General features: G+C 71.8%; 19 protein-coding genes and 1 tRNA gene. 11 read left to right on the forward strand and 9 right to left on the reverse strand.

All coding sequences use genetic code 11. From position 1 onward, the window contains the following. Window positions 1-154: 154 nt before the first annotated feature. Together ABZT74_RS25040 and ABZT74_RS25045 are read left to right on the forward strand one after the other, a co-directional pair. Window positions 155-712 (forward strand): SigE family RNA polymerase sigma factor, encoded by a 558-nt coding sequence (locus tag ABZT74_RS25040; protein ID WP_355876421.1) that lies wholly within the window; start codon window positions 155-157, stop codon window positions 710-712. After that, window positions 709-1929, forward strand: a complete 1221-nt coding sequence (locus ABZT74_RS25045) for a WD40 repeat domain-containing protein (protein WP_356438261.1) — start codon at window positions 709-711, stop codon at window positions 1927-1929. Before ABZT74_RS25040 ends, ABZT74_RS25045 begins: the two co-directional genes overlap by 4 nt. Here the strand turns inward: ABZT74_RS25045 and dapA are convergent. Then, window positions 1916-2872 (reverse strand): 4-hydroxy-tetrahydrodipicolinate synthase, encoded by a 957-nt coding sequence (dapA, locus tag ABZT74_RS25050; RefSeq protein WP_356173921.1) that lies wholly within the window; start codon window positions 2870-2872, stop codon window positions 1916-1918. The genes ABZT74_RS25045 and dapA overlap by 14 nt on opposite strands. A gap of 160 nt (window positions 2873-3032) precedes the next feature. On the opposite strand from dapA, the gene ABZT74_RS25055 reads away from it, so the two are divergent. The 3 genes from ABZT74_RS25055 (at window position 3033) to ABZT74_RS25065 (ending at window position 4986) form a co-directional block, all read left to right on the forward strand. After that, window positions 3033-3206 (forward strand): hypothetical protein, encoded by a 174-nt coding sequence (locus tag ABZT74_RS25055; RefSeq protein WP_356173924.1) that lies wholly within the window; start codon window positions 3033-3035, stop codon window positions 3204-3206. Then, window positions 3203-3865, forward strand: a complete 663-nt coding sequence (locus ABZT74_RS25060; protein WP_356173926.1) for a hypothetical protein — start codon at window positions 3203-3205, stop codon at window positions 3863-3865. The genes ABZT74_RS25055 and ABZT74_RS25060 overlap by 4 nt, the downstream gene beginning before the upstream one ends. Window positions 3866-4368: 503 nt before the next feature. After that, entirely contained in the window at window positions 4369-4986 is a 618-nt protein-coding gene (locus ABZT74_RS25065; protein ID WP_356173929.1) for a DUF3618 domain-containing protein, read from the forward strand. Between the two features lie 295 nt (window positions 4987-5281). On the opposite strand, the gene ABZT74_RS25070 is transcribed toward ABZT74_RS25065, so the two are convergent. Continuing rightward, on the reverse strand, window positions 5282-6424 hold the full coding sequence (locus ABZT74_RS25070; protein ID WP_356173932.1) for a YihY/virulence factor BrkB family protein: 1143 nt from the start codon (window positions 6422-6424) through the stop codon (window positions 5282-5284). 211 nt (window positions 6425-6635) lie between these two features. Between ABZT74_RS25070 and ABZT74_RS25075 the strand changes: the two genes are divergently transcribed. Together ABZT74_RS25075 and ABZT74_RS25080 are read left to right on the forward strand one after the other, a co-directional pair. Continuing rightward, a complete protein-coding gene (locus tag ABZT74_RS25075) occupies window positions 6636-7346 on the forward strand; it encodes a winged helix-turn-helix domain-containing protein (protein ID WP_356173935.1) in 711 nt (236 codons plus the stop codon). 19 nt (window positions 7347-7365) lie between these two features. Beyond that, entirely contained in the window at window positions 7366-8097 is a 732-nt protein-coding gene (locus ABZT74_RS25080; protein WP_356173938.1) for an SRPBCC domain-containing protein, read from the forward strand. A 129-nt stretch (window positions 8098-8226) separates the two neighbouring features. Here the strand turns inward: ABZT74_RS25080 and ABZT74_RS25085 are convergent, their stop codons facing one another. Then, a complete protein-coding gene (locus ABZT74_RS25085; protein ID WP_356173940.1) occupies window positions 8227-10053 on the reverse strand; it encodes an endonuclease/exonuclease/phosphatase family protein in 1827 nt (608 codons plus the stop codon). Window positions 10054-10463: 410 nt separating this feature from the next. On the opposite strand from ABZT74_RS25085, the gene ABZT74_RS25090 reads away from it, so the two are divergent. From ABZT74_RS25090 to ABZT74_RS25105, 4 genes are all read left to right on the forward strand, one after another. Continuing rightward, the gene (locus ABZT74_RS25090) at window positions 10464-11888 is read left to right on the forward strand and encodes a hypothetical protein (RefSeq protein ID WP_356438264.1); all 1425 of its coding nucleotides are present in this window, start codon (window positions 10464-10466) and stop codon (window positions 11886-11888) included. A gap of 830 nt (window positions 11889-12718) precedes the next feature. Then, the gene (locus ABZT74_RS25095) at window positions 12719-14182 is read left to right on the forward strand and encodes an alkaline phosphatase PhoX (protein WP_356438267.1); all 1464 of its coding nucleotides are present in this window, start codon (window positions 12719-12721) and stop codon (window positions 14180-14182) included. Window positions 14183-14250: 68 nt separating this feature from the next. Next, a tRNA-Met gene (locus ABZT74_RS25100) sits at window positions 14251-14320 on the forward strand. Between the two features lie 361 nt (window positions 14321-14681). Then, entirely contained in the window at window positions 14682-16268 is a 1587-nt protein-coding gene (locus tag ABZT74_RS25105) for a TROVE domain-containing protein (protein ID WP_356438270.1), read from the forward strand. Window positions 16269-16699: 431 nt separating this feature from the next. Here the strand turns inward: ABZT74_RS25105 and ABZT74_RS25110 are convergent, their stop codons facing one another. The 6 genes from ABZT74_RS25110 to ABZT74_RS25135 all read right to left on the reverse strand — a co-directional run bounded on the left by ABZT74_RS25110 (window position 16700) and on the right by ABZT74_RS25135 (window position 23012). Further along, window positions 16700-17905 (reverse strand): TerD family protein, encoded by a 1206-nt coding sequence (locus ABZT74_RS25110; RefSeq protein WP_356438344.1) that lies wholly within the window; start codon window positions 17903-17905, stop codon window positions 16700-16702. Window positions 17906-18010: 105 nt separating this feature from the next. After that, on the reverse strand, window positions 18011-19000 hold the full coding sequence (locus ABZT74_RS25115) for a zinc-dependent alcohol dehydrogenase family protein (RefSeq protein WP_356438273.1): 990 nt from the start codon (window positions 18998-19000) through the stop codon (window positions 18011-18013). Then, entirely contained in the window at window positions 18997-19848 is an 852-nt protein-coding gene (locus ABZT74_RS25120) for a carbohydrate ABC transporter permease (protein ID WP_356438276.1), read from the reverse strand. Before ABZT74_RS25120 ends, ABZT74_RS25115 begins: the two co-directional genes overlap by 4 nt. Beyond that, the gene (locus ABZT74_RS25125) at window positions 19848-20783 is read right to left on the reverse strand and encodes a sugar ABC transporter permease (RefSeq protein WP_355876469.1); all 936 of its coding nucleotides are present in this window, start codon (window positions 20781-20783) and stop codon (window positions 19848-19850) included. The genes ABZT74_RS25120 and ABZT74_RS25125 overlap by 1 nt, the downstream gene beginning before the upstream one ends. Continuing rightward, on the reverse strand, window positions 20780-22150 hold the full coding sequence (locus tag ABZT74_RS25130; RefSeq protein WP_356438280.1) for a sugar ABC transporter substrate-binding protein: 1371 nt from the start codon (window positions 22148-22150) through the stop codon (window positions 20780-20782). Before ABZT74_RS25130 ends, ABZT74_RS25125 begins: the two co-directional genes overlap by 4 nt. A 91-nt stretch (window positions 22151-22241) precedes the next feature. After that, window positions 22242-23012, reverse strand: coding sequence for a DeoR/GlpR family DNA-binding transcription regulator (locus ABZT74_RS25135; protein ID WP_356438283.1), 771 nt, complete (start codon window positions 23010-23012; stop codon window positions 22242-22244). Between the last annotated feature and the right edge of the window lie 223 nt (window positions 23013-23235).

Raw genomic sequence — 23235 nt, forward strand, 5'->3', positions numbered from 1 at the left:
TCACGCCGCCCGCCGCCGCGGTCCCACCGGAAAGCCCCACGGCCGAGGGGATCCGGAAAAACTCGCTCGGCACAGGCATAGTGACGGGCGGCCACGCGCGTCACAGGGAGCACAGGGGACGGGTGCAGCGCCCGCCGGGGAAGAGAAGGTGACGATGGATGCCGCAGCGCAGGAGAGTTTCAAGGAGTTCGTGGCGAGCCGGTCGTCCGCGCTGCTGAAGACGGCCGTGCTCCTCAGCGGCGGCGACCGGCACACCGCCGAGGATCTGCTGCAGAACGCGCTGATCAAGGTGGCGGGCCACTGGAACCGGATCGAGGAACCGGAGGCGTACGTACGCCGGGTCCTCTACCGGCAGCAGATCAGCCGCTGGCGGCTGAAGTGGCCGCGCCGCGAACTGAGTGTCGCCGAGACGCCCGAGGCGAGTACCGGAGCGGACGCGGCGTCCGTCGCCGAACTGCGCCTCGTGATGCGGGGGGCGCTGGCCCGGCTGACCGCGCGGCAGCGCACCGTGCTCGTCCTGCGCTATTTCGAGGACCTTCCGGAGGCCGACGTGGCCCGGATCCTGGGGTGCTCCGTGGGGACCGTACGGTCCACGACGCACCGCTCACTGGCTCGGCTGCGCACCCTCGCGCCCGAACTCGCGGCGCTGGGCCCGGCCGGGGCAGAGCAGCAGCCGTCCCGCCACAACTCGCCCGTGGAGGTGCGTCCGTGAACGTCGATGAACTGGTGTCCGCCGCCTTCCGCGAGCAGGCCGCGGACAGCGTGCCCGCACCTCCCTACTTCGCCGAACGCGTCCTGGCCGTCCGGCGCCGCCGCCGCACCCGCAGGATCGCGTCGGTCGCCGTGGCCACCGTCGCCGCGATCGCCGTCGCGGCGGGCGTACCCCGCCTCACCGGGGGAGGGGACGACGTACGGCCGGCGAGCGAGATGAACCGGAGCGACATCATCGGCCACCCGGACCAGTCGCCGCCGAAGACCCTGATCGCGGCAGGGAACACGGTGCTGTCCGCCTTCTACATCACCAAGTCCGTTCACCAGCCGAATGGTGACACCGTCCTCGCGCGCCGGTACGGGCTCCTCGATCAGAAGACGGGCACCTACAAGAAGGCCAAGTGGGCCTTCCTGGATGTCGCGCCCGGCTCCCGCACCGCCGCGGTGCTCGAGGGCGAACTACCGGCCAAGCGCGTCGGGTTGCTCGACCTGATCACCGGGAAGGTCGACCGATGGATCGCGGTGGACCGGGGTGTGGCCGGCGTCGCCTTCTCGCCCGACGGCAGGAAGCTCGTGGCGACGGCCTACGCGAAGAACCCCGACCGCGGTTTCGCGGACCATCGGCAGAACGTGAACGGCAAGGAGATCCCCGGGCCCGTGCCGAGCCGTACCGGATTCACGGTCGTGGACGTGGAGTCGGGCAAGGCGGCCTGGCACGAAGCGCCGTACGAGACGGACGAGATGGGGTGGCCGGGGAACTCCCGCGAGGACTTCGACTGGAGCCACGACGGCACACTCGTCTACACGAACACTCCGGTGAAGCCCTTCCGTCAGTACTACGGCCTGAACGGCGAGAAGGCCGCCTGGCCCGCGGACGAGAAGGTCTCCGTCTCCGTGGAGGCCGGCCTCTCGCCCGACGGGAAGCTCGCTGCGGGTGACTTCGCCGGCCACGGCTCGGTCGTCGCCGCCGCGATAGTGGACCCGCGCACCGGCAGGCAGGTGGACACCGTGCCCGTACAGCAACTCCTGTCCTGGGCCGACGACAAGCGACTCATCGCCTGGGGATGCGACCCCAAGCGATGCTCCGGAAAGGGGGAGTTCCACAACCAGCTGCTGCTGGTCACCATCGGCACGGACAAGGTCGTGCCGCTGAGCGACTTCCGCAAGGCGAGTGCCGACTATCCGGGGCGCTGGACCCCTGTCTTCAGCACGCGCTGACCAGTTGCTGATACGTCGCGAGCAGTTCGTCGGCCGTCTGGCGGTCGGCGGCACGCAGGGGAGCGCGGAGGGGGCCGGCGGGCAGGCCGAGGCGGTCGAGGAGCGACTTCGCCGTGACCGCGCCCGGCAGGCCCGCCGCCATCATGCGGTCGATGAGCGGGAGCAGCCGCCGCTGGAGACGGGCCGCGCCGCCGGTGTCACCGGCGTCGAACAGGTCGACCAACGAACGGAACTGACGCGGCACCACGTTCGCGACGGTGCTGACGTACCCGGCCGCACCGAGCGCGTAGAGGGCGAGCACCTGCTCGTCGCAGCCCGCGTAGTACGCCAACTCCGTGCGGGCCAGCACCTTCTGGGTGCCGAGGAGGTCGTACGCGCAGTCCTTGACCGCCACGATCCTCGGGTGACCGGCCAGCCGGATCATCGTCTCCGGTTCGATCCGGGTGCCGGTGCGCCCCGGGATGTCGTACAGCACGAGAGGCAGGCCCGATGCGTCCGCGATCTCCCGGAAGTGCTCCGCGACCGCGTCCTGCGGGGGCCTGCTGTAGTAGGGCGCGACCACCAACAGGCCGTCCGCGCCCGCCTTCTCGGCCGCCAGTGCCAGTTCCACCGTGTGCCGGGTGTCGGCGGTCCCCACCCCCGCGACGATCGACGCCCGGCCGCCGACGGCCTCCCGCACCGCGCGCACGAGCGTGGCCTTCTCGGCGTCCGTGGTGGTCGGCGACTCTCCCGTCGTCCCGGAGAGGACAAGGCCCTCGCAGCCTCCGGCCACCAGGTGCTCGGCGAGCCGCTGCGCGCCCTGGACGTCCAGGGCGCCCGCGGGGGTGAAGGGCGTGACCATCGCGCAGAGGGCCCGCCCGAAGGGGGTGTCCGGCCGGGGCGACGGGAGGGGCGGGGGGAGAGGGGTGGCGGGGGTCGGGGGAGTGGTCGTCGGATCGTTCATGGAAGGAGTGTCGGACGCTCGATGGTGAAGCTCCACTTAATTTTTCTACGAGGTATCGGCAATGAATGCTAATCAGTGGGGAGGGTGATGCGGGTGAGGCCTCGGGGCCGTTCCCGCGGCGCCCAGGCCCTGGTGCCAAACCGGGGTGCCATCGGTCACCATGACGAGGACGGCAGTCGTCGGCACAGCGGGAGGCGTCATGAGGCTCGGCAAGGCACTCGCCACCGGAGTCGCGCAGGAGCAGGTCCACACGCACGAGGACGAGATCGAACTACCCGAGAACGGAACGGAGTTCGAGGCATCCGTGCCCGAAGAGGCCCCGGCCGGACGATGAGACTGCGGCTCCCCGAGGAACACCCGACGGAGCCGCCGACCGGATACAAGATCGCCCACCCGGTGCTGTCCCAGGACGGCACCCGGGCCGGGTTCACCGGAGTATCCCTGGGCGGGGCGCTGCCGTACGGCGTGCTGGACGAGGCGCGCTGTGTCTACGGACGGCGACACCGGGCGCCGCACCGCCGCTGCGACTGCGGCTTCCACTGCGTGCACACGTCGGCCGCCGCGGAGGCGATGCTGTGCACCGCCGAGTACCGGGCGGCCGTCCTCCTCGAAGTCTCCGTGCTCGGCGCCTACATCCGCTTCGAGAAGGGGTTCCGCTACGCGCGCCAGCGGGTGCGCACGGCCACCGTGGGCCCCTGCGCCTGCGGCGCCGTGGCCGGCGCCCTGGCCGACGCGGGCTGGGGGCGACCGGGCCGGCGCGCCCTGACGGCCGCCTGCGCGGGATGCGTACGCGGCCGTACGGCGCTGTCGCTCGCGTCCTTCGCGCGGCTGGCCGGCGAAGGGCTGCGGGTCCGGGCGACCGGGGGTCCCGTCACCGCCGCGGCCGACCTCGGCGTGTCCGAGCTGGTCGCGGAGGCCGCTCTGCTCCAGGCCCGACTCGACTGGTTCCAGGGTCAGTTGGCCCGACTCGAAGATCGGGGTCCGCAGGGGTAGCGCGGCCCGCTCCGGGTACCCGGCCCTCCGCGAGCGAGAGGAGGCGGGACGACCGTGGGCAGAACCCTGGACCGGAACCACGTGCCGGGCAGGCACGCGAAGCCGTCCGTGGACGGACCCACGGGCCGGACCGCCCAGGTCCTCCGCACGCCGATACGGCAGGAAGTGGGCCCCGCCGCGCGCGAGTCGGCGGAGCATCCCCGACGTGCCGGGCGCGGCGGCGGGCCGCTCGGCGCCGTGGACGGCGACGGCCCTGCCGGGTCGCCGACCGGGTCCGCGGCGGGAGCCGCCGCGCCCTCTCCTGCACCCCGCGCATGGACGCAGCAGCCCCCTGAGCGGACCAGGCCGACACCCGTGGGGTCGCCGGCCGAGCCCGCCCGGGAGAAGCCGACGCCGCGGTGGGCGAGGGCCGTTGACGTCACGGCGGTCGCCGCCGGTCCGCTCGGCATGCCTGCCCGGCGGTGTCAGGACCCCAAGGACCAGTTCGAGGAAAGGGCACACCGATGACGGAGAACGACGGGAAGGGCGCGGTCACCGGCCCCGACGCCGTGCGGACCCCGGACACGGGGACGGCCGACGGCGTGGGGAGGTCCGCCGACCCGGCCGGCACCATCGGCCCGGCCGGCGCCACGGGCGCCGACGGCCCGGAGGAACTGCGACGCCAGATCGAACGGACCAGGAGCCGGCTCGACGCCGAGGTGAAGGAGCCGGAGGCCGGGAAGGACATCACCTCCGGCGCCCGGGACCACGCGGCCGAACTCGAGGAGCGGGCCGACACGGTCACGGTCCGGATGAAGGATACGGCGGCCGAGGCCGGCCAGGCCGTCCAGGACAGTGCTCTGGAAGCCGGACACGCGGTGCAGGACAAGGCGGTCCACGCGGGGCACGTCGTCCAGGACAAGGCGGCCCGAGCGGGTCAGGCGGTCCAGGAGAAGGCTGCCGAGGCGGGTCGCGTGGTCCAGGACAGTGTCCCGGAGTCGCTGCGCACAGCGGCCACTTCGGTCGTCGAGGCCGGGCGCCGCACCCCCCGCCCGGCACTTCTCGCGAGCGCGGGCGCCGGTGCGGTGCTCGCCGTGAGCCTGCTCCGCAGGCGGCGCAACGGTCGTCGAGGGCGCCGTTGACCACCGCCTGAGGGGCTGGAGGGGAGCGATGCGGCGGCGAACCGGAGTCCGGTTCGCCGCCGCATCACGTCTGCCCCGCATCACGTCTGCCCCGCTCTCTGTCGTGTCTGCCCCGGGCGCCTGTCCGGGTGTCGCGGCCGGAGGCCGGCGAGTGACGGGTGACGAGTGACGGGCGGCCGGTGGGCGGATGCGGCTCCACCGACCGCCTGCGGACCCGCCGGCCCCTCGGGCGCATGGATCCGCGGGCCGGCGTGGTGCCGACCCGCGGCTGTGCGTCCCGAGTACCCCGCGGCCGTCACGCCCTCCCGGCGGCGTCCCGTCCCGGGCCGCCCTCGGCGAGCGGGACGACGCCCGTGTCCACCTTCTCCCGGGCGGCCCGCAGGGCCCGCAGACGCGGGGGCCACTTGCGGGTGTCGCGCGGTTCGACGTAGGGCTCCTCGGTGGGGAGCCGGCCGTCGCTGCCGATGGCCCGCTGGCGGGCGAGCTCCGCGTCGAACTCCAGGCCCAGCAGGATGGCCAGATTGGTGAGCCACAGCCACACCAGGAAGATGATGGCGCCCGCGAGAGCCCCGTACGTCTTGTTGTACGAGGCGAAGCCGGCGGCGTAGACGGCGAAGCCCGCGGACGCGGCCAGCCAGATCAGGGTGGCGATGATGCTGCCCGGACTGAACCAACGGAAGCCGCGGCCATGGACGTTGGGGGCGGCCCAGTACAGCAGCGCGATCATCAGCTGGACGAACACCAGCAGGACGGGCCACTTGGCGACCGACCACACCGTGATCGCCGCGTCGCCGACCCCGATGGCGGTGCCGGCGCGCTCGGCCAGGGGGCCGGTGAACACGACGATGACCGCGCTCGCGCTGAGCAGCAGCATCAGCGTGACGGTCAGAGCCAGCCGCAGGGGCGTGACCTTCCAGACCGGGCGGCCCTCCGGCAGGTCGTACACCGCGTTGGAGGTGCGGATGAAGGCGCCGACGTAGCCGGACGCGGACCACAGCGCCGCGCACAGTCCGACGATCGCGAGCACGCTGCCCGTACCGCCGCTGTCACCCAGCTGCGTCACCGCGTCCTGCAGGATCTGGCGGACGGGGCCGGGAGCCAGGTCGCCGATGTTGTCGAGGAGCCGGTTGGTGACGCGCTGGCCCATCACGCCCAGCAGGGACACCAGAACCAGCAGGGCGGGGAACAGGGACAGGACGCCGTAGTACGTCAACGCGGCTGCCCGGTCCGAGAGTTCGTCGTCCTGGAACTCCTTCGCCGTGCGCCACGAAACGGCCCACCACGATCGTGCGGTCAGTCTGGCGGGGCCGTCCTTGCCGGCCCGTTCCGCCGTGTCCGTCCCGGGGTCCGGGCGTGGATCCGTACGGGTGTCCCTGCCCGCGTCCGCCCCCGTGTCCGGAAGAGCTCGCTGCTTCGATTCCGGTCGCTTCTCGTCCATGTCCGGCGGGTTGCCCGAATCCCGCCGCTGAAGCCACCCGGGAGCCCACTGAAGCCGGCGAAGACCCCAGAGGAGCCGCTCGGAGAGACCGGGGACGGGTTCCCGGGCCAACCACGCGGGATTCCTGGGCCAATCTCGCGGGGTTCCCGCGGCAACCACCGACCATTTCGGCCGTCTGGACAAAAAAAGTGTTCGGTGGGAGGGTGGAGTCATGTTGGACGTGACCGTGATCGAGGACGCCGAGGCCGCCGCCGTGTCGCTGGACCCCATCAGGGCCCGGCTGCTGGCCGAGCTGGCCGCCGGACCCGCGTCGGCCGCCATGCTGGCCGGCAAGGTCGGACTGCCCCGGCAGAAGGTGAACTACCACCTCAAGACGCTGGAGCGGCACGGTCTGGTCGAGCTGGCGGGCGAGCGCCGCAAGGGCAACGTCACCGAAAGGCTGATGCGCGCGACCGCCGCGTCGTACGTCATCTCGCCGCTCGCGCTCGCCGCCGTGCAGCCCGACCCGGACCGTTTCCGCGACCAGTTGTCGGCACGCTGGCTGCTCGCGCTCGGGGCCCGGCTCGTCCGGGACGTCGGCACGCTGATCACCGGCGCCGACAAGGCCCGCAAACGACTGGCCACCTACGCGCTGGACGGCGAGGTGACCTTCGCTTCGGCCGCCGAACGAGCCGCGTTCATCGAGGAGTTGACGGCCGGCGTCGGTGCGCTGATCAGCAAGTACCACGACGGCGACGCGACGGGCGGGCGTCCGCACCGGATCGTCGTCGCCGTCCACCCCACGGTCCGTCCCGAAACGGCGGCCGGCCCCGTGGCCGCGGACGGAACCGAGGCCCTCACCGGGCCCGACCCCGTGACCGGACCCCACGCCGTGACCGCACCCGACGCCGAAGGCCCCGCGGGGCCCGAGACCGCCCGCTGACCACACAGGAGCCACCACCATGTCCCAGGAATTCGAGATCGCCCGCGAGTACGAGGTGGACGCCACGCCCGAGCAGGTGTGGGAGGCGATCACCGACGGCAGCGGCGGCTGGCTCTGGCCGGTGGAGTACGAGGCCCGCGAGGGGGGTGCGGGCCCCTTCGGCAGCACGATCACGGCCTGGGACCCGCCGCACCGGCTGACTGCGCGCACCGAGGACGTCGGGTCCCCGGCGCAGAGCCTCAACCAGATCGACCACACCATCGAGCCCCGGAACGACGGCCGCGGCTCCTGGGTGCGCTACGTACACAGCGGCATCTTCACCGACGACTGGGACAACCAGTACGACGGAGCCGGCAAGCACACCGACTTCTACCTGCACACGCTGCGCGAGTACGTGACCCGCTTCGCGGGCCGTCCCGTCGCCTTCGCCACCTTCGACGGGCCCGGCGCGTCCACGGCGGACGGCTCCTTCGCCGCCGTGGGGCGAGCGCTCGGCCTCACGGACGACACCACCGCGGGCACCCCGGTGCGCGCCCAGGGGCCGGGCGGAGAGGCCTTCGACGCCGTGGTCGACTACCGCAACCCGTACTTCATCGGCCTGCGCACCGACGACGCCCTCATCCGCTTCTTCGGACGCGACCACTGGGGCGCGCCGGTCGGCATCAGCGTCCACGACTTCGCGCCCGGCGCCGACGCCAAGGCCGACGAGCACGCCTGGAAGGGCTGGCTGGACGGCGTCTTCACCGCCTGATCCGCTGACGGCCGAACGACCGGCCGGGCCGCCCGCCGCCTCCGGCCTCGGCCTCGCGCGCACGGCCCGCGGACGGCTAAGAGCCCGGCCCCCCGGACGACGGGGCCGGGCTCTCGCGTATCCGGGCGACTACGGGCGGAACCGCAGCACCTGCGGGTCGTGGTCGCTGATCTGGTCGGAGAACTCCGAGTTGATGTGGACGCTGTCGTACTTCAGGTCGCAGCCCTTGCGGATCGCGGGGCTGACCAGGATCTGGTCGAGGACCTGGGCGTTGCCCTGGTAGTCGTAGGTGTAACGCTCGCTCTTGGGCAGCGACTTGATCGCCGACCAGAGTTCGCCGTCGCCCTCGAGGATCTTGGCCGTGTCGGAGAACTCGAAGTCGTTGATGTCGCCGAGCGCGATGACGTCGGCGTTCTTCTGCGCCTTCAGGATCTCCTGGACGAAGCCGTTCACCGCGGTCGCCTGGGCGTGCCGCTGCACCTCCGAGCTGCGCGTCGGGGGCTGGTACTGCGCGGTCAGCCCCTGGTCACCGCCCTTGGAGTTCAGGTGGTTGGCTATCACGAACACCGTCCGGCCACGGAAGACGAACTCGCCCGCGAGCGGCTTGCGGCTGCTCGCCCAGGCCGTGTTGGCCGGGTCGACGCGGCCCGGGGACGCGGTGAGCTGCGCCGCGCCGTGCGTCTTCGTGACACCGACGGCGGTCGTCGAGTCGCCGCCCGCACGGTCGGTGAAGGAGACCCGCTCGGGGTTGAAGAGGAAGACCTGGCGGATGTTGCCGCCGGGCTCGCCGCCGTCCTGGTCGTTCACCGGGTCGATGGAGCGCCAGTCGTACTTCGGGCCGCCCGCCGCGACGATCGCGTTGATCAGCTTGTTCACCGTCTGGTCGGCGGCGACCGTGCCGTCGTCCGTCGCGCCGTTGTTGTCCTGGATCTCCTCCAGCGACACGATGTCGGGCGACTGGAGGTTGTTCACGATCGCGGCCGCGTGCGCGTCGAACGTGGCGTCGGCCGGGTCCAGGTTCTCGACGTTGTACGTCGCCACCGCCAGCTCGCCGCGCGCCTGCTTGTGCGTGGTCTCGCGCTCAAGGCCGCCCTTCTTCAGGGTCCCGAGCTGGTTCGCGACGAGGGTGTAGCCGCCGAACTGGTTGTAGTCGAGCGGTCCCGCCGTGGTGCCGGTGAGCTTGTCGCCGACGTTCGCGGTCGGGAAGTCGGCCGTCGCACCGAGCGACTGGATCTGGAGCCGCCCCGTGTTCTGGGAGCCGTACGAGCCGTACAGCGAGCCACCGCGGCGGGTGTCGTTCTCGTGCGGCTTCACCGTGACCCACAGCTCCGTGTACGGGTCGGTGGCGGTGATCACGCGGGCGTCGGCGACCTGGACGGCCATGCCCTCGAGGGACTCGTAGTAGTCCAGGGCGTACTTCTTCGGCTCCAGGGTGAGGCCGTTGACCGAGCCGGCCGCCGCGGTGTCCCCGGCGGGGGTGTACGCGTTCGGTACGGAGCGGGCGTCGACGACCGTCGCGGCCGGGACGGCGTTGCCGCTGGAGACCACGGTGACCGTCGCCTTGGTGATCTCCGTCACCGACTGGCCGCCGGTGGAGGCGCCGCCCGGGACGTACTCCGAGACGGTGCCCGTCACGGTGACGGCGTCGCCGACCGCGACCTTCGGGGTCGAGCTGGTGAAGACGAAGACGCCCTCACTGGTGGCCGGGTTGTCGTCCGCGTCGGGGTCCTGGAACCAGAAACCCTTGGACGAACCGTAGGTCCGCACGCCGGTGACGACGCCGGACACGTCCGTGACCGCCTTGCCCGCCAGCGGGGAGGTCCGGGTGGTGCCCTGGATGTCGTGGATGCGGACGGAGTCCGCGTGGGCCGGAGTGGTGAGCACCACGGCGGAAAGGGTGGAACAGACGGCGGCAACGGTCAGCGCGCCGATGCGCGACGTTCTCTTGCTCGGCAAGGGAGTCCTCCGGGGGCGTTCTTGGGCGCCGGGACGAGGGTGGGCTGTGCTGGGACGGAGCGCGGCCCGATTCCGGGCCGGTGACGCGCGTAGAAGTCGCCGGTCCGCACGGCCGTTGAACTTCTACGCGCGTCAATCTCGTGTGTGGCGTGGGGAGTTGTCAAGGTTTCAGCGGTGTCCTGGAGGTGTCAGGGACATGAACCGGGCGGCATGGGTGGAAATCCGTCTAGGCTGAGCTGTCGGCACGGACGTCCCCGGCGGACTTCGGATCCTCGGGTCCGGGAACGCCCGGCGAGGTCCGGTGCTGCCGCGGCCGACGCCGGCCCGCCACCGCGGATGCGCCCTGGGGCGGCAGCCCGCCTGAACCGCTTGCCCTGCTCGTCGTGGTTGTTCGGAGGAGAACCCAGCCGATGTCAGACAGCTCCTTGCCGCCGGTGCGGCTGCTCTCCGAGGCCCAGCTGGCGCGGGACGCGCTCGCGGCGCCCCTGCTCTCCCGTGCCGCGCGGCTGGCCCGCTGGGCCGGCCCCGGCACCCGGGTCGGAGCCGGCGGCGAACTCGTCGAGGAGCAGCTCCCCGAGGCCGCCGAGGTCCTCGCCCTCACCGGCGACGACGCGGCCGCCTTCGCCAGTGAGGCCTGGCGGGTCGCCGTCGACACCGGCCTCGTCGAGATCGTCGACGAGGAGGAGGGAACCGTCGGCGCCGGCGCGGACCTCGCCGTACTCACCTCCGGAGCCCCGCAGGACATCCTCGGCGTGTGGCTCGGCGCCCTCGACACCGTCCTCGCCGACGCGAGCGTGCCCGACCTGGACGACCTCGTCGACGCCATGGACGAGAGCGGCGAGATCGACCTCTCCTCCCTGGACTGGGATCCCGAGGCGGAGGCCGAGTTCCTCGACGGGGTGCTCGGCAACCTGTACCTGCTCACCGTCGGCGAGGACACGGCCGGCGAGGTCCCGGTGCCGCTGCCCGCGCTCGCCGCCTCCATGATCGTGCCCGACGACATGGGGGAGCCCACCGACGACGTCCTGGAGCAGGTCTCGGACGCCATGATGCGGCTCGACGACCAGTTCCGGCTGCTGGAGCCCATCGGACTCGTCGACTTCCAGCCCGTCGACGAGGCGCTCATGGCCGACGCCGACGAGGAGCCGGCCGCCCCCGTCGACGACACCGACATCGCGCGCTACGGCGTCGTCCGGCTCACCCCCCTCGGCCTCTACGGACTGCGCGCGCGACTGGCCGAGGCCGGCTTCGACGCCCCCGCCGTCGGCGACCTCGCGGACAAGGGCGCCGACACGCTCCTCGACGGCACGGCCGGTTTCCCGCCGGCCGCCGCGCAGGCCGAGATCGAGCAGTGGCTCTCCCGCCGCGACGTACTGCCCGCCGCCGAGGAACTGCTGTCCGCCGCGCGCGGCGCCGACGCGGGCGCGCCGCTGCGCCGCCTGCACTGCCAGCAGGCGCTCTCCCTGGTCGGCGCGGAGGCCGAGCCCGCGCTGCGCGCCGTGCTCGAGGACCCCGAACTGGGGGGCCTCGCCCGCGTCTGGCTCTCCGAGAACGGTGCCACCGACGTCCCCCCGCCGTCCGAGGACCTCGTCTTCTGGCTCACCATCGACACGGTCGCGGCCCAGCTCGCCGCCGAGGGGAACTCCGACGAGCTCCAGGCGCTCGTGGAAGGCTTGGCGCAGCAGCACAGCGGCTTCTTCGACACCGCCTGGCGCGTCGGCCACCCGGCCACCCCGGACGTCCTCGAAGCGATGGGGCGCCTGCACCCCGACAAGAAGATCGCCAAGGAAGCCCGCAAGGCGGCGTTCAAGGCACGCTCGCAGCAAGCGGGATGACGACCGGGTCCGGGTGCCCGCCCCTGGCGGGCGGGCACCCGGAACCGGTCCGCCCGCACCACGGGGGTGCGCCCCTATTGGCCGGGCATCGCGACGGGGGCGAGGCCCGGTGCCCCCCCGCGTCGGACCCGTGGCTGCCCGGCAGATGCGCAATCGCAGCACGCGGTGGCCCCCTGTGCCGTGAGGGCTCCCGGCCCCGGCCGCTACCCCGGCCCGGGTGGTGTGGCCTGCGGCCGCATGGTCCGCGGGCGGAGCCGACCCTCGGGGCACCCGCGGAGCCGCTGCCCACCCGGACCACCGGCACCGATCCCTACGCCATCAGCCCCGACAGGCACGAGCGTGCCCCCGATGAGCGCTGCCCGGGGCCCGGGGCGTGTCCGCACGTCACGTCGGTCAGGCGATGCCCTCGCGAGCCACACCGGCCTGCCGGCAACGCCCCAGCCGGGCCGTGACGGTGGCGTCCGTGGCACGCCGGGACTCGCCCTCCGGGCCGAGGGCGGGCTGCCGCTGACGCGCGGCCGCACACCTCCGGGCCGCGGGCGACAGCGCCTGTACGAGGCCCTCGTCCCGGTGAGGACCCGGGGCCTCGGACGACGAGCCGAGCGGCCGGATCGCGGCGGGTGGGTGTGTGGGAGCCCCCCTTCCGGGGCGGGCCCGGCACGGAGCTGGGTGTTCCGGATGCGCCGGGTGGGTGGATTCATGGAAGCGGGACCCCTGAAGTCGGCGCGCGTTCAACTCGCGTTCAGGCGGGGGCGGGACGGTGTGGCCGCGTACGAGGTCGCCACCCGCCCCCCACGGCAGCCCGAGTCCACCGTCACAGGAGACATCACATGTCGCTCACCCGCAGGGACTTCGCCAGACAGTCCGCGATCACCGGTGCAGGCGTGGCCCTGGTCGGCAGCGTAGGCGCTCTCGCCACCGCTCCCAACGCGCTCGCGGCCACCGAGACGGACACGCAGGCCACGGAATCCGAGGAGGACCGGCACGGGCACGGACACGGCGGCGTCGGCTACGGGCCGCTCGTCACCGACCCCGAGGGCCTTCTCTCGCTGCCCGCCGGGTTCACCTACCGCGTGATCACGCACAGCGGAAAGACCAAGCTGGAGTCGGGCGAGTTCACCCCCTCCAACCACGACGGCACGTCCACCTTCAGCGGCCCGCGCGGCGCCACCCTCCTCGTCAACAACCATGAACTGGCCGGCCCGCGCGCCAACTGGCCCCACCCCGTGCCGCTCACCGAGGGGCTCGTCTACGACCCCGCGGCCGCGGGCGGCTGCACGGTCGTCGAGGTACGCCGGGACAAGGTGGCCGAGTGGGTCGGCATCGCCGGCACCGCCACCAACTGCGCGGGTGGCAACACCCCGTGGGGCACCTGGCTCACCTGCGAGGAGACCGAGGACAAGGCCGGCACCAACGGGTTCACCAAGGACCACGGCTACGTCTTCGAGGTCGACCCCGAGGACCGCCGCCGCAACCGCGACCCCAAGCCGGTCAAGGCGCTCGGCCGCTACGCGCACGAGGCCGTCGTCGTCGACCCCAAGCGCGGCCGTCTCTACCTCACCGAGGACGCGTCCGGCCCCAACGGCCTGCTGTACCGCTGGACGCCCCCGCAGGGCTTCGAGCACGGCCACGGGAAGCTTCGTACGCTCGGCGACACCGACGGCTCGCTCCAGGCCTTCAAGTGCTTCGACTCCGGCGGCCGTTACGTCGACGACCTCTCCCGCGCCACGAAGATCGGCACGGTGTACGGCGTGGACTGGGTCGACGTCCCCGACCGTGACGCCAGGACGGTGTCCGTCCGCAAGCAGTTCACCGACGGCCAGGTCACCCGCGCCCGCAAGCTCGAAGGCATGTGGTGGGGCGACGGCGGGGTCTACATCGTCTCCTCCTACGCCCGCACCGAGAGCCCGGGCCTGGCCCACGACGGCGCCGTCTGGTTCTACGACCCCAAGCGCCGCACCCTGACGCTGAAGGTCCTCATCGGCGTGAACCCGGACCCGTCCGTGGACGGAAACTTCGACGGGCCCGACAACATCACCGTCTCCCCGTACGGCGGCCTCGTCATCGCCGAGGACGGCGAAGGCGTCCAGCACCTCTTCGGCGCCACCGAGAGCGGCCGGACGTACCCGATCGCCCGCAACGAACTCAACATCGGCACCGCCGAGGACCCCGAGTACAGCGAGTTCACCGGCGTCACCTTCTCACCCGACGGCCGGACCCTCTACGCCAACATCCAGGTGCCGGGCATCATGCTCGCCATCACGGGGCCCTGGAAGCGGCAGAAGCGCGGCTGAACTCCCGCCGTATTCACCGGCGTTTAATTCGCTCGCCCGACTCGCGGCCGCCTGCCTAAAGTGATGAACGTCCAGGTGCGAAGGCAGGACCTACTTCCACTCATAATGGGGCGGCCGCGGGTTCGAGTCCCGTCACCGGCACAACGCGCCGGTGTAGCTCAGGGGTAAGAGCACCTACGTCGGTTCCGCCGACCTGAACTCTGGACACCACAACTTCATGCACCTCCCGGTGCGCGGGCCGCGGCTACTTCTCTTCCAAAGAATCCACGCCGCAGCCGACTTGATCTCGGGAGGCGCAGTTCATGGTGGGTGCCCGGTGCGCAGGCAACGGTTCCTTCTGGATCGGACGGTTGCGGGTTCGAATCCCGTCATCGACTTCGGGTCGGTGTAGCTCAAACGGTAGAGCATCTGGCAATTTCCGTCGCCGACTCCTGATCTCGGGCACCCTCCATTTGCTGTGCCTCCCTCCGAAACTCTTCTGAATTCGGGGGAATTCACCATGGCACGCTTCAACATCCGCACCGCGAAGGCGCAGCCCACCTCGCGCGTGACCTCCACCGGCCGCATCCTGCGCACCCACCAGGGCGGCCGGGGACACGAGCGCGACGCCCGCTCCGAGCTCTTCCTGCACGCGATCGGCAACTTCGTGTCGCAGCAGACCTTCCACGAGACCGGCTCCGCCCGCGACGACCGGTTCGCCACGCTCGTACGGGAGCTGGCCGTCTCCGACCCGTCCTGGACGGCGGCCCTGCTCGGCTGGCTGCGCGCCGACGGCAACCTCCGCACGGCTTCGATCGTCGGCGCCGCCGAGTACGTCAAGGCGCGTCTCGACGCGGGCGTCACCGACGGCCCCGCCAACCGGCAGGTCGTCGACTCCGTGCTGCGCCGCCCCGACGAGCCGGGCGAGCTGCTCGCCTACTGGACGTCCCGGTACGGCCGCAACGTGCCCAAGCCCGTGAAGCGGGGCGTCGCCGACGCCGTCCGCCGTCTCTACGGCACCAAGTCCCTGCTGAAGTACGACACCGCGTCCAAGGGCTACCGCTTCGGTGACATCCTCAACCTCGTGCACGCGGCGCCCGATCCGGCGAAGCCGTGGCAGGGCGACCTGTTCCGGTACGCGCTGGACCGGCGCCACAACCCGGAGCGGGCCGAGGTCCCCACGTCCCTGTCCGCGCTCGTCGCCCACCGCGAGCTGATGGCGCTGCCGTCCGCCGAGCGGCGCGCGGTGGTCACCGGTCCGGACGGCGCGCGGCGGCTCGCCGACGCGGGCGTGACCTGGGAGGCGCTGGCCGGCTGGCTCCAGGGGCCCATGGACAAGGCGGCCTGGGAGGCCGTCATCCCCTCCATGGGGGCGATGGCACTGGTCCGCAATCTGCGGAACTTCGACGAGGCGGGTGTGAGCGACGAGGTGGCGGCGCGGGTCGCCGCGAAGATCAGCGACCCGGTTGAGGTCGCCCGCTCGCGGCAGTTCCCGTTCCGGTACCTCGCCGCGTACCAGCACGCGCCGTCGCTGCGCTGGGCGTATCCCTTGGAGCAGGCGCTCGGGCACTCGCTGGCCAACGTGCCGGCGCTGCCGGGGCGGACGCTGGTGCTCGTCGACCGGTCGGGTTCGATGTTCTACTCGCGGCTGTCCGACCGCTCCGAGCTCAACCGGGCCGACGCGGCGGCGATCTTCGGTACGGCGCTGGCCCTGCGGGCGGCGGACGCGGACCTCGTCGAGTTCGGCACGAGCAACAAGCGGGTGCGGTTCCGGGCGGGGGAGTCGGTGCTGAAGGTACTCGAGCGGTTCGGGGACCTCGGGGGTACGAACACGAGTGAGGCGGTGCGGGCGCACTACCGGTCGCACGACCGGGTGCTCATCGTCACCGACGAGCAGGCCGCGCACAGCTCGTTCGGTGACCCGACCGAGCAGGTGCCGGCGGATGTGCCGGTCTACACCTGGAACCTCGCGGGGTACCGCGCGGGGCACGGTCCCTCGGGGAAGGGGAACCGGCACACGTTCGGCGGTCTCTCGGACGCGGCCTTCCGGCTGGTGCCGCTGCTGGAGTCGGCGCGGGACGCGGACTGGCCGTGGGCGGTGGCGTGAGGGCGGCTGCGCGCCGGGCGTTCCGGGTGCCTCCGGCCTCGGTATCGGCTCCGGCCTGGGCTTCGGCTCCGGTCCGGTGGGTGGGTCGGGGCCGTGCCGGTACATCCGCCCGTCGCCGCTGAATCAGACGGTGGTCGAGAGGCGGGAGCTGCTCGATCCGGGCGTAAGCGACGGGCATGTGATGTACCGGCACGGCCCCTCCCGCCGGACGCCGAATGCGGGCCGTGCGTGGCCGGGGTGCGTCCCTTTCGCCGGGTGCCGGGTGCGGGCGTGAATTTCAGCCCCTCCGGCGTTTGAGGAGCGGGGTCTGGGGCGGAGCCCCGGGGACGGGTCGGGTAGGGGCGGAGGGGGCGAGAGACGGTTGGGGTGTGTCGCCGGGACCCCGGGGGCGGGAGATGAGTCCCGCCTCCGGGGTCGACACGTTGCCCGGGTCAGAGGGACTGGGCTGCCGGCTTGACCATGCCGCGGACCGTGCGGCCCTTGACGAACTCGCCCATGGCGGTCATCTCCCACTCCCCGGAGAACTGCTTGATCAGCTTCGCCATCATCACGCCCGTCTGCGCCTCGGCGTTGGTGAGGTCGAAGCGGACGAGCTCCTCGCCGGTGGCGGCGTCGATGAGGCGGCAGTACGCCTTGGCGACCTCGGTGAACTTCTGGCCCGAGAAGGAGTTGACCGTGAAGACGAGGCCGGTGACCTCCTGGGGGAGGCGGCCGAGGTCGACGGTGATCACCTCGTCGTCCCCGCCGCCCTCACCGGTGAGATTGTCCCCGGAGTGCTTGATCGCGCCGTTCACGATCGACAGCTTGCCGAAGTAGCAGCTGTCGATGTGGTTGCGCTGCGGGCCGTACGCGATGACCGAGGCGTCCAGGTCGATGTCCTTGCCGCGGTACGCGGGCTCCCAGCCGAGTCCCATCTGGACCTGGGCGAGGAAGGGACGGCCGCCCTTGACCAGGGACACCGTCTGGTTCTTCTGGAGGCTGACCCGGCCCTTGTCGAGGTTGATCTTGCCGGCGCCCGGTGCCGCGGCGGGGGGCGCCGGGGGCGTGGCCGGGGCGGGCGGGGCGGAGAGGCGGGGGTCCGCGGCCGGTGCCGGGGGCGTCACGGGCGCCTGCGGTGCGGGGGCCGGCTGCGCGGCCGGAGCGGGCTCCTCCACGCTCACGCCGAAGTCCGTGGCGATGCCCGCAAGGCCGTTCGCGTACCCCTGGCCGACGGCGCGGGCCTTCCACGCGCCGTTGCGGAGGTAGACCTCGACGATCACCAGGGCCGTCTCGGTGCCCAGCTGGGGCGGGGTGAAGGTGGCCAGCACCGTGTTGTCGTCCGCGTTGCGGATGGTGGCGGTGGGCTCGACGCCCTGGAAGGACTGGCCCGCGGCGTCCGGGCTCGCGGTGACGACGATCTTCTCGATGCCCGGGGGGACCGCGGCGGTGTCGACGGTGATCGCGTCCGGCGCCGTGCCGCCGCCGGAGCGGTAGGTCACACCGGGGCCGGTGGGCTGGTTGTAGAAGATGAAGTCCTCGTCGGAGCGCACCTTGCCGTCGGCGGTGAGCAGCAGGCTCGACACGTCGAGCCGCACCGGGGCGGTGACGTCCACCGTCACACGCGAGACGGGGAGAGGGATGTTCGAGCCGGGGGTCATAGCTGTCATGACTGGGGTAACGAGCGGAGGCGCTTTACCGTTCCCTTACCAAAGAGTGAGTTACGGGGGCGCCCCCGAAGACGCCCCCGCCGCTCGGATCCGGGGTCAGGGCACGACGACGATCTTCCGTCCGACGCCCGAGGCGAACTGCTCCAGGGCCTCGGGATAGCTGGTCAGGGGGAGGCGGTCGCTGATGAAGACCGACGGGTCGAGGACTCCGGTGGCGAAGAGCTCCGCCGCGCGCTCGAAGCTGTGCAGCACGGCCATCGAGCCGGTGATGGTGATCTCCTGGTTGTAGATGCGGTACGGGTCGATGGTCACCCGGGTGGCGTAGTCGGCCACGCCGAACTGGAGGAAGGTGCCGGCCTTGGCGACCCGGTCCAGGCCGTCCTGGATCGCGGCGGCGTTCCCGGTCGCGTCGATGACCAGGTCCCAGCCCTGCGGCCGGTCCAGCTCGTCGGGGTTCGGCGCCGACCCGGAGACGCCCAGTCGCCGGGCGGTGGCGAGGCGCTCCGCGTTGAGGTCGACGACGTCGACGCTGGCGGCGCCGGTGCGCTTGGCGAGCTCCAGCATCATCAGGCCCATGGTTCCGGAGCCGTAGATGAGGACGTGGGCGCCGAGCCGGGACTGCAGGACGTCGTAGCCGCGCACGGCGCAGGAGAGCGGTTCGACGAGGGCGGCGTCCTGGGTGCGGACGTGCTCGGGGAGCTTCACGCAGTTCGCGACGGGAGCGGTCGCGTACTGGGCGGCGCCGCCCGCGGTGGTCACGCCGATCGCGGCCCAGCGTTCGCAGAGGTTGTTGTGGCCCGTACGGCAGTAGCGGCACTCGTGGCAGTACAGGGACGGGTCGACCGCCACCCGGTCGCCGACGGAGAGTTCGGTGACCTGGGTGCCGACGCCGACGATCTCGCCCGCGAACTCGTGGCCGGGCACGATCGGCAGCTTGGGCGCGAACTCGCCCTGGAGGATGTGCAGATCGGTGCCGCACAGGCCGCAGGCGGCGACCTCGACCACGACCTCGCGGGGGCCGGGGGTCGGGTCCGGGACCTCGGCGACGACGGCACGGCCGACGGACTCGATGACTGCGGCCTTCATTTCACGGCTCCCAACGACAGGCCCTGGACCAGTTTGTCCTGGGCGGCGAACCCCGCGGCGAGCACCGGCAGGGAGACGACGAGCGACGCGGCGCACACCTTGGCCAGGAACAGGCCCTGGCTGGTGATGAATCCGGTGAGGAAGACGGGGGCGGTCTCGGCGACCACGCCCGTGAGCACCCGGGCGAAGAGCAGCTCGTTCCAGCTGAAGATGAAGCAGATCAGGGCGGTCGCGGCGATGCCCGGCAGGGCGATGGGGGCGACCACGCGGGCGAGGACGGTCGGCAGCCGGGCCCCGTCGATCTGCGCCGCCTCGATCACCGCGACGGGGACCTCGGCGAGGAAGGACTGCATCATCCACACCGCGATCGGCAGGTTCATGGAGGTGTAGAGGATGACCAGCAGCCAGATGTTGTCCAGCATGCCGGTGTTCTTGGCGAAGAGGTAGATCGGCAGGAGGCCCGCCACGACGGGGAGCATCTTGGTCGACAGGAAGAAGAACAGGACGTCGGTCCACTTCCTCACCGGGCGGATGGAGAGCGCGTACGCCGCCGGGAGGGCGAGGAGCAGGACGCACAGGGTGGAGACGACCGACGCCACCGTGGAGTTGATGAGCGCGGGCCAGGGGCTCGCGCCGCCGCCCGTCCCGAAGAAGTCCCGGTAGCCGTCGAGGGTGAGCGCGGCGCCGAACGCGGGCGGGTTCTTGGCCGCGTCGGACTCGGAGTGGAAGGACGTCAGCGCCATCCAGGCGATGGGCAGGAAGAACACGATGCCGAGCGCCCAGGCCGCCAGGCCCAGGCCGGCTCCCCTGGTGCGGCGGGGGCGGGCGTTCGTCGCGGTGGTACTCATCAGCGGGACGCCTCCTCGCGGAACAGGGACGACACGACGCGCAGGGCGAAGGTCGCGATGATGATCGAGCCGATGACGACCAGGACGCCGGCGGCCGAGGCGAGGCCGTTCTCGTGGGCCTGGTAGAAGCTCTGGTAGACGGTGTACGGCAGGTTCGCGGTGCCGAGTCCGCCGGAGGTGAGGGTGAACACCGCGTCGAAGTTCTGGACGATGTAGATCGAGCCGAGGAGCGCGCCCAGTTCGAGGTAGCGGCGCAGGTGCGGCAGGGTCAGATAGCGGAAGACCTGCCAGGGGCTCGCCCCGTCGACCTGGGCCGCCTCCATCTGCTGGTGGTCGCGGCTCTGGAGGCCGGCGAGCAGGATGAGCATCATGAACGGCGTCCACTGCCAGACCAGCGATGCCTCGACCGCGATCAGCGGGGTGCCCGAGATCCAGTCGGGCTGCGGCCCGCCCACGTAGTGCAACAGCCCGTTGAGCAGGCCGTATTCGGGGTTGTAGAGCACGTGCTTCCACAGCAGGGCCGCCGCGACCGGGACGACCAGGAACGGGGCGATCAGCAGCGTACGGACGATGCCGCGGCCCCGGAACCTGCGGTCCAGGAGCAGGGCGAGGGCCAGACCGAGGACGAGGCTGACGAGGACGACGGTGACGGTCAGCAGGACCGTCGTCCAGACGGAGTGCCGCAGGTCGGCGTCGGTCAGGACGTCCGAGTAGTTGCCGAAGCCGGTGAAGTGGCGGGCCTTCGGGTAGAGGGCGTTCCAGTCGAAGAACGAGATCACCAGGGTGGCGACGAAGGGGAGTTGGGTCACCACGATCATGAAGATCAGGGCCGGGAGCAGCGGTCCGCGTCTGGCCCAGGCGCGCAGCCGGGCCGACGGTTGTCCGAGGGTGCGTACGGGTGGAGCGGCCACGCGGGCCGTTGTCGTGGCGGTCATCGTCCCTCGTACTCCTTGGAGATCTTCTCGGCGAGTTTCTGGGACTTGCTCAGGGCCGCGTCGACGGACTGGCGTCCGGCGATGGCCGCGCTGATCTCCTGCGAGACCTTGGTGCCGAGGTCGGTGAACTCGGGGATGCCGACGAACTGGATGCCGGGAGCGGGGCGCGGCTGGACGCCGGGGTCCTTGGGCCGGGCGCCCTCGATGGCCGCGCGGGTCGTGTCCTGGAAGGCCGCGGCCTCCTTGCGGTAGGCGGCGTTGGTGTAGGTGGAGGCGCGTTTGCCCGCCGGTACGTCGGACCAGCCGGCGGTGTCCCCGACCAGTTGCTCGTACTGCTTGCCGGAGGCCCAGGAGATGAACTTCCAGGCCTTGTCCGAGTTGTGCGAGGCCCTCTGCATGCCCCAGGCCCAGGTGTAGAGCCAGCCGGACGAGTCGGTCTTCTCGACCGGCGCGGGTACGTAGCCGAGCTTGCCCTTGACCGGGGAGTCCTTGGCCTCCAGGAGGCCCGCGGCGGAGGTGGCGTCGTACCACATGGCGGTCTTGCCCTGCGTCATGTTGTTGAGGCACTCGGCGAAGCCGGCCTGGGCGGCGCCGGACTCGCCGTGCTCGCGGACGAGGTTCACGTAGAACTTGGTGGCCTTCTCGAACTCGGGGGAGTTCAGGCGTGCTTGCCAGTTCTTGTCGAACCAGGTGCCGCCGAAGGTGTTCACGACGGTGGTGAGCGGCGCCATGATCTCGCCCCAGCCGGGCAGGCCGCGCAGGCAGATGCCCTTCATTCCGGACTCGGCGCCGTCCGCCCGGGCCGCGAGGTCGCCGACCTGCTGCCAGGTGGGGTGCGCGGGCATCTTCAGGCCCTTCGCGGCGAACACGTCCTTGCGGTACATGAGGAAGGACGACTCGCCGTAGAACGGCTGCCCGTAGAGCTTGCCGTCGTCGGCGGTCAGCGACTGCCGCATGGGCTTGAGGATGTCCTGCTCGTCGTACGCGCCGTCCTTGGCGACGTAGGAGTCCATCTCGTGCAGCCAGCCGTTGCGGGCGTAGATGGGTATCTCGTAGTTGGACAGCGTGGCGACGTCGTACTGGCCGGCCTGGTTGGCGAAGTCCTGGCTGATCTTGTCGCGGACGTCGTTCTCCGGCAGGACGGTGAAGTTCACCTTGATGCCGGTGTCCTTGGTGAAGTGGGCCTTGGTGAGCTTCTGCAGCTCGACCATCTGCGGGTTGTTCACCATCAGGACGTTGATGGAGTTCCCGCCGGAGCCCGCCCCGCCCGCTCCGGCCCAGCAGCCGGAGAGGAGCGGGGTGAGCAGCGTCCCTGCGGCGGCCGCGGCGAGCAGTGCGCGCGGCCTCCGTCGGCTCGGGGTTCGCATGGATCACTCCTGGAGGAATGGGGAGACAACGGGCGGTGCGGGGCATGGGGGTGCCCCGGGGGGATGGATGTGCGGCGCGGTGGTTCGGTTGTCAGACGCGCAGGACCTGCGGTCCCTGTAGCGAGTAGCGGTGCGCCTCGGACGCCGGGAGCAGCGTGCTCGTGACGATCGCCTCCAGGGCGCTGATGTCGGCGAACCGGCAGAAGCTGACGGCGCCGAACTTGGTGTGCACCCCGGCGAAGACGGTGCGCCGGGATGCCCTGATCGCCTGCGCCTTGACCTCGCTGACGGCCGGGTCGGGGGTGGTGAGGCCGTGTTCGCGGGAGATGCCGTTGGCGCCGATGAAGGCCAGGTCGATGACGAAGCCGGCGAGCATCTTCGTCGTCCAGTGGTCGACGGTGGCGAGGGTGCCGGGCCGGACCCGGCCGCCGAGCAGCAGGACGCTCGTGTTCTCGGCCTCGGCGAGCGCGCCCGCCGTGGCGAGGGAGGCGGTGACGACGGTCAGCTGCCGGTCGCGGGGGAGCGCCTCGGCGATGAGCTGCGGGGTGAACCCCTCGTCGACGAAGACGGTCTCGGCGTCCCCGAGCAGTTCGGCCGCCGCGGCTGCGATCCGGCGCTTCTCGGGCACGTGGCTCGTGGTGCGGAAGGCGAGGGTGGTCTCGAAGCCGGCGCTCTCCACGGGGTAGGCGCCGCCGTGCGTGCGGCGTACCAGGCCGTGGTCCTCCAGGGTGCGCAGGTCGCGCCGTACGGTCTCCTTCGCGACGCCCAGGGTGCCGGCGAGTTCGGTGACGTCGACCGAGCCCGTGCGGCGCGCGACCCGGACGATCTCCCGCTGCCGTTCTTCCGCCGTCATGGCTCTCACCCGCTCCCTCGCGCTCCGTCGCGCACTGCCCGTTCGGGCCCGGTGAAGCCCTTGAGGGAAGTTCTACAGCGGGTGTCGGCCACTGACCAGGTCTGTTGCCTGCCCGATCCTGCCCGGCTGTGCCCGTTCGGCCTCGCCGTCGTCGGCGGTCGACCTGGGGCGGAGCGTGTGCGGGGGTGTGATCGGGCAGGGTCCGTGCCCGAACAGGGAGGCGGGCGGGCCC

Source organism: Streptomyces sp. NPDC005302, from assembly GCF_040607345.1.
Lineage (GTDB): Bacteria > Actinomycetota > Actinomycetes > Streptomycetales > Streptomycetaceae > Streptomyces.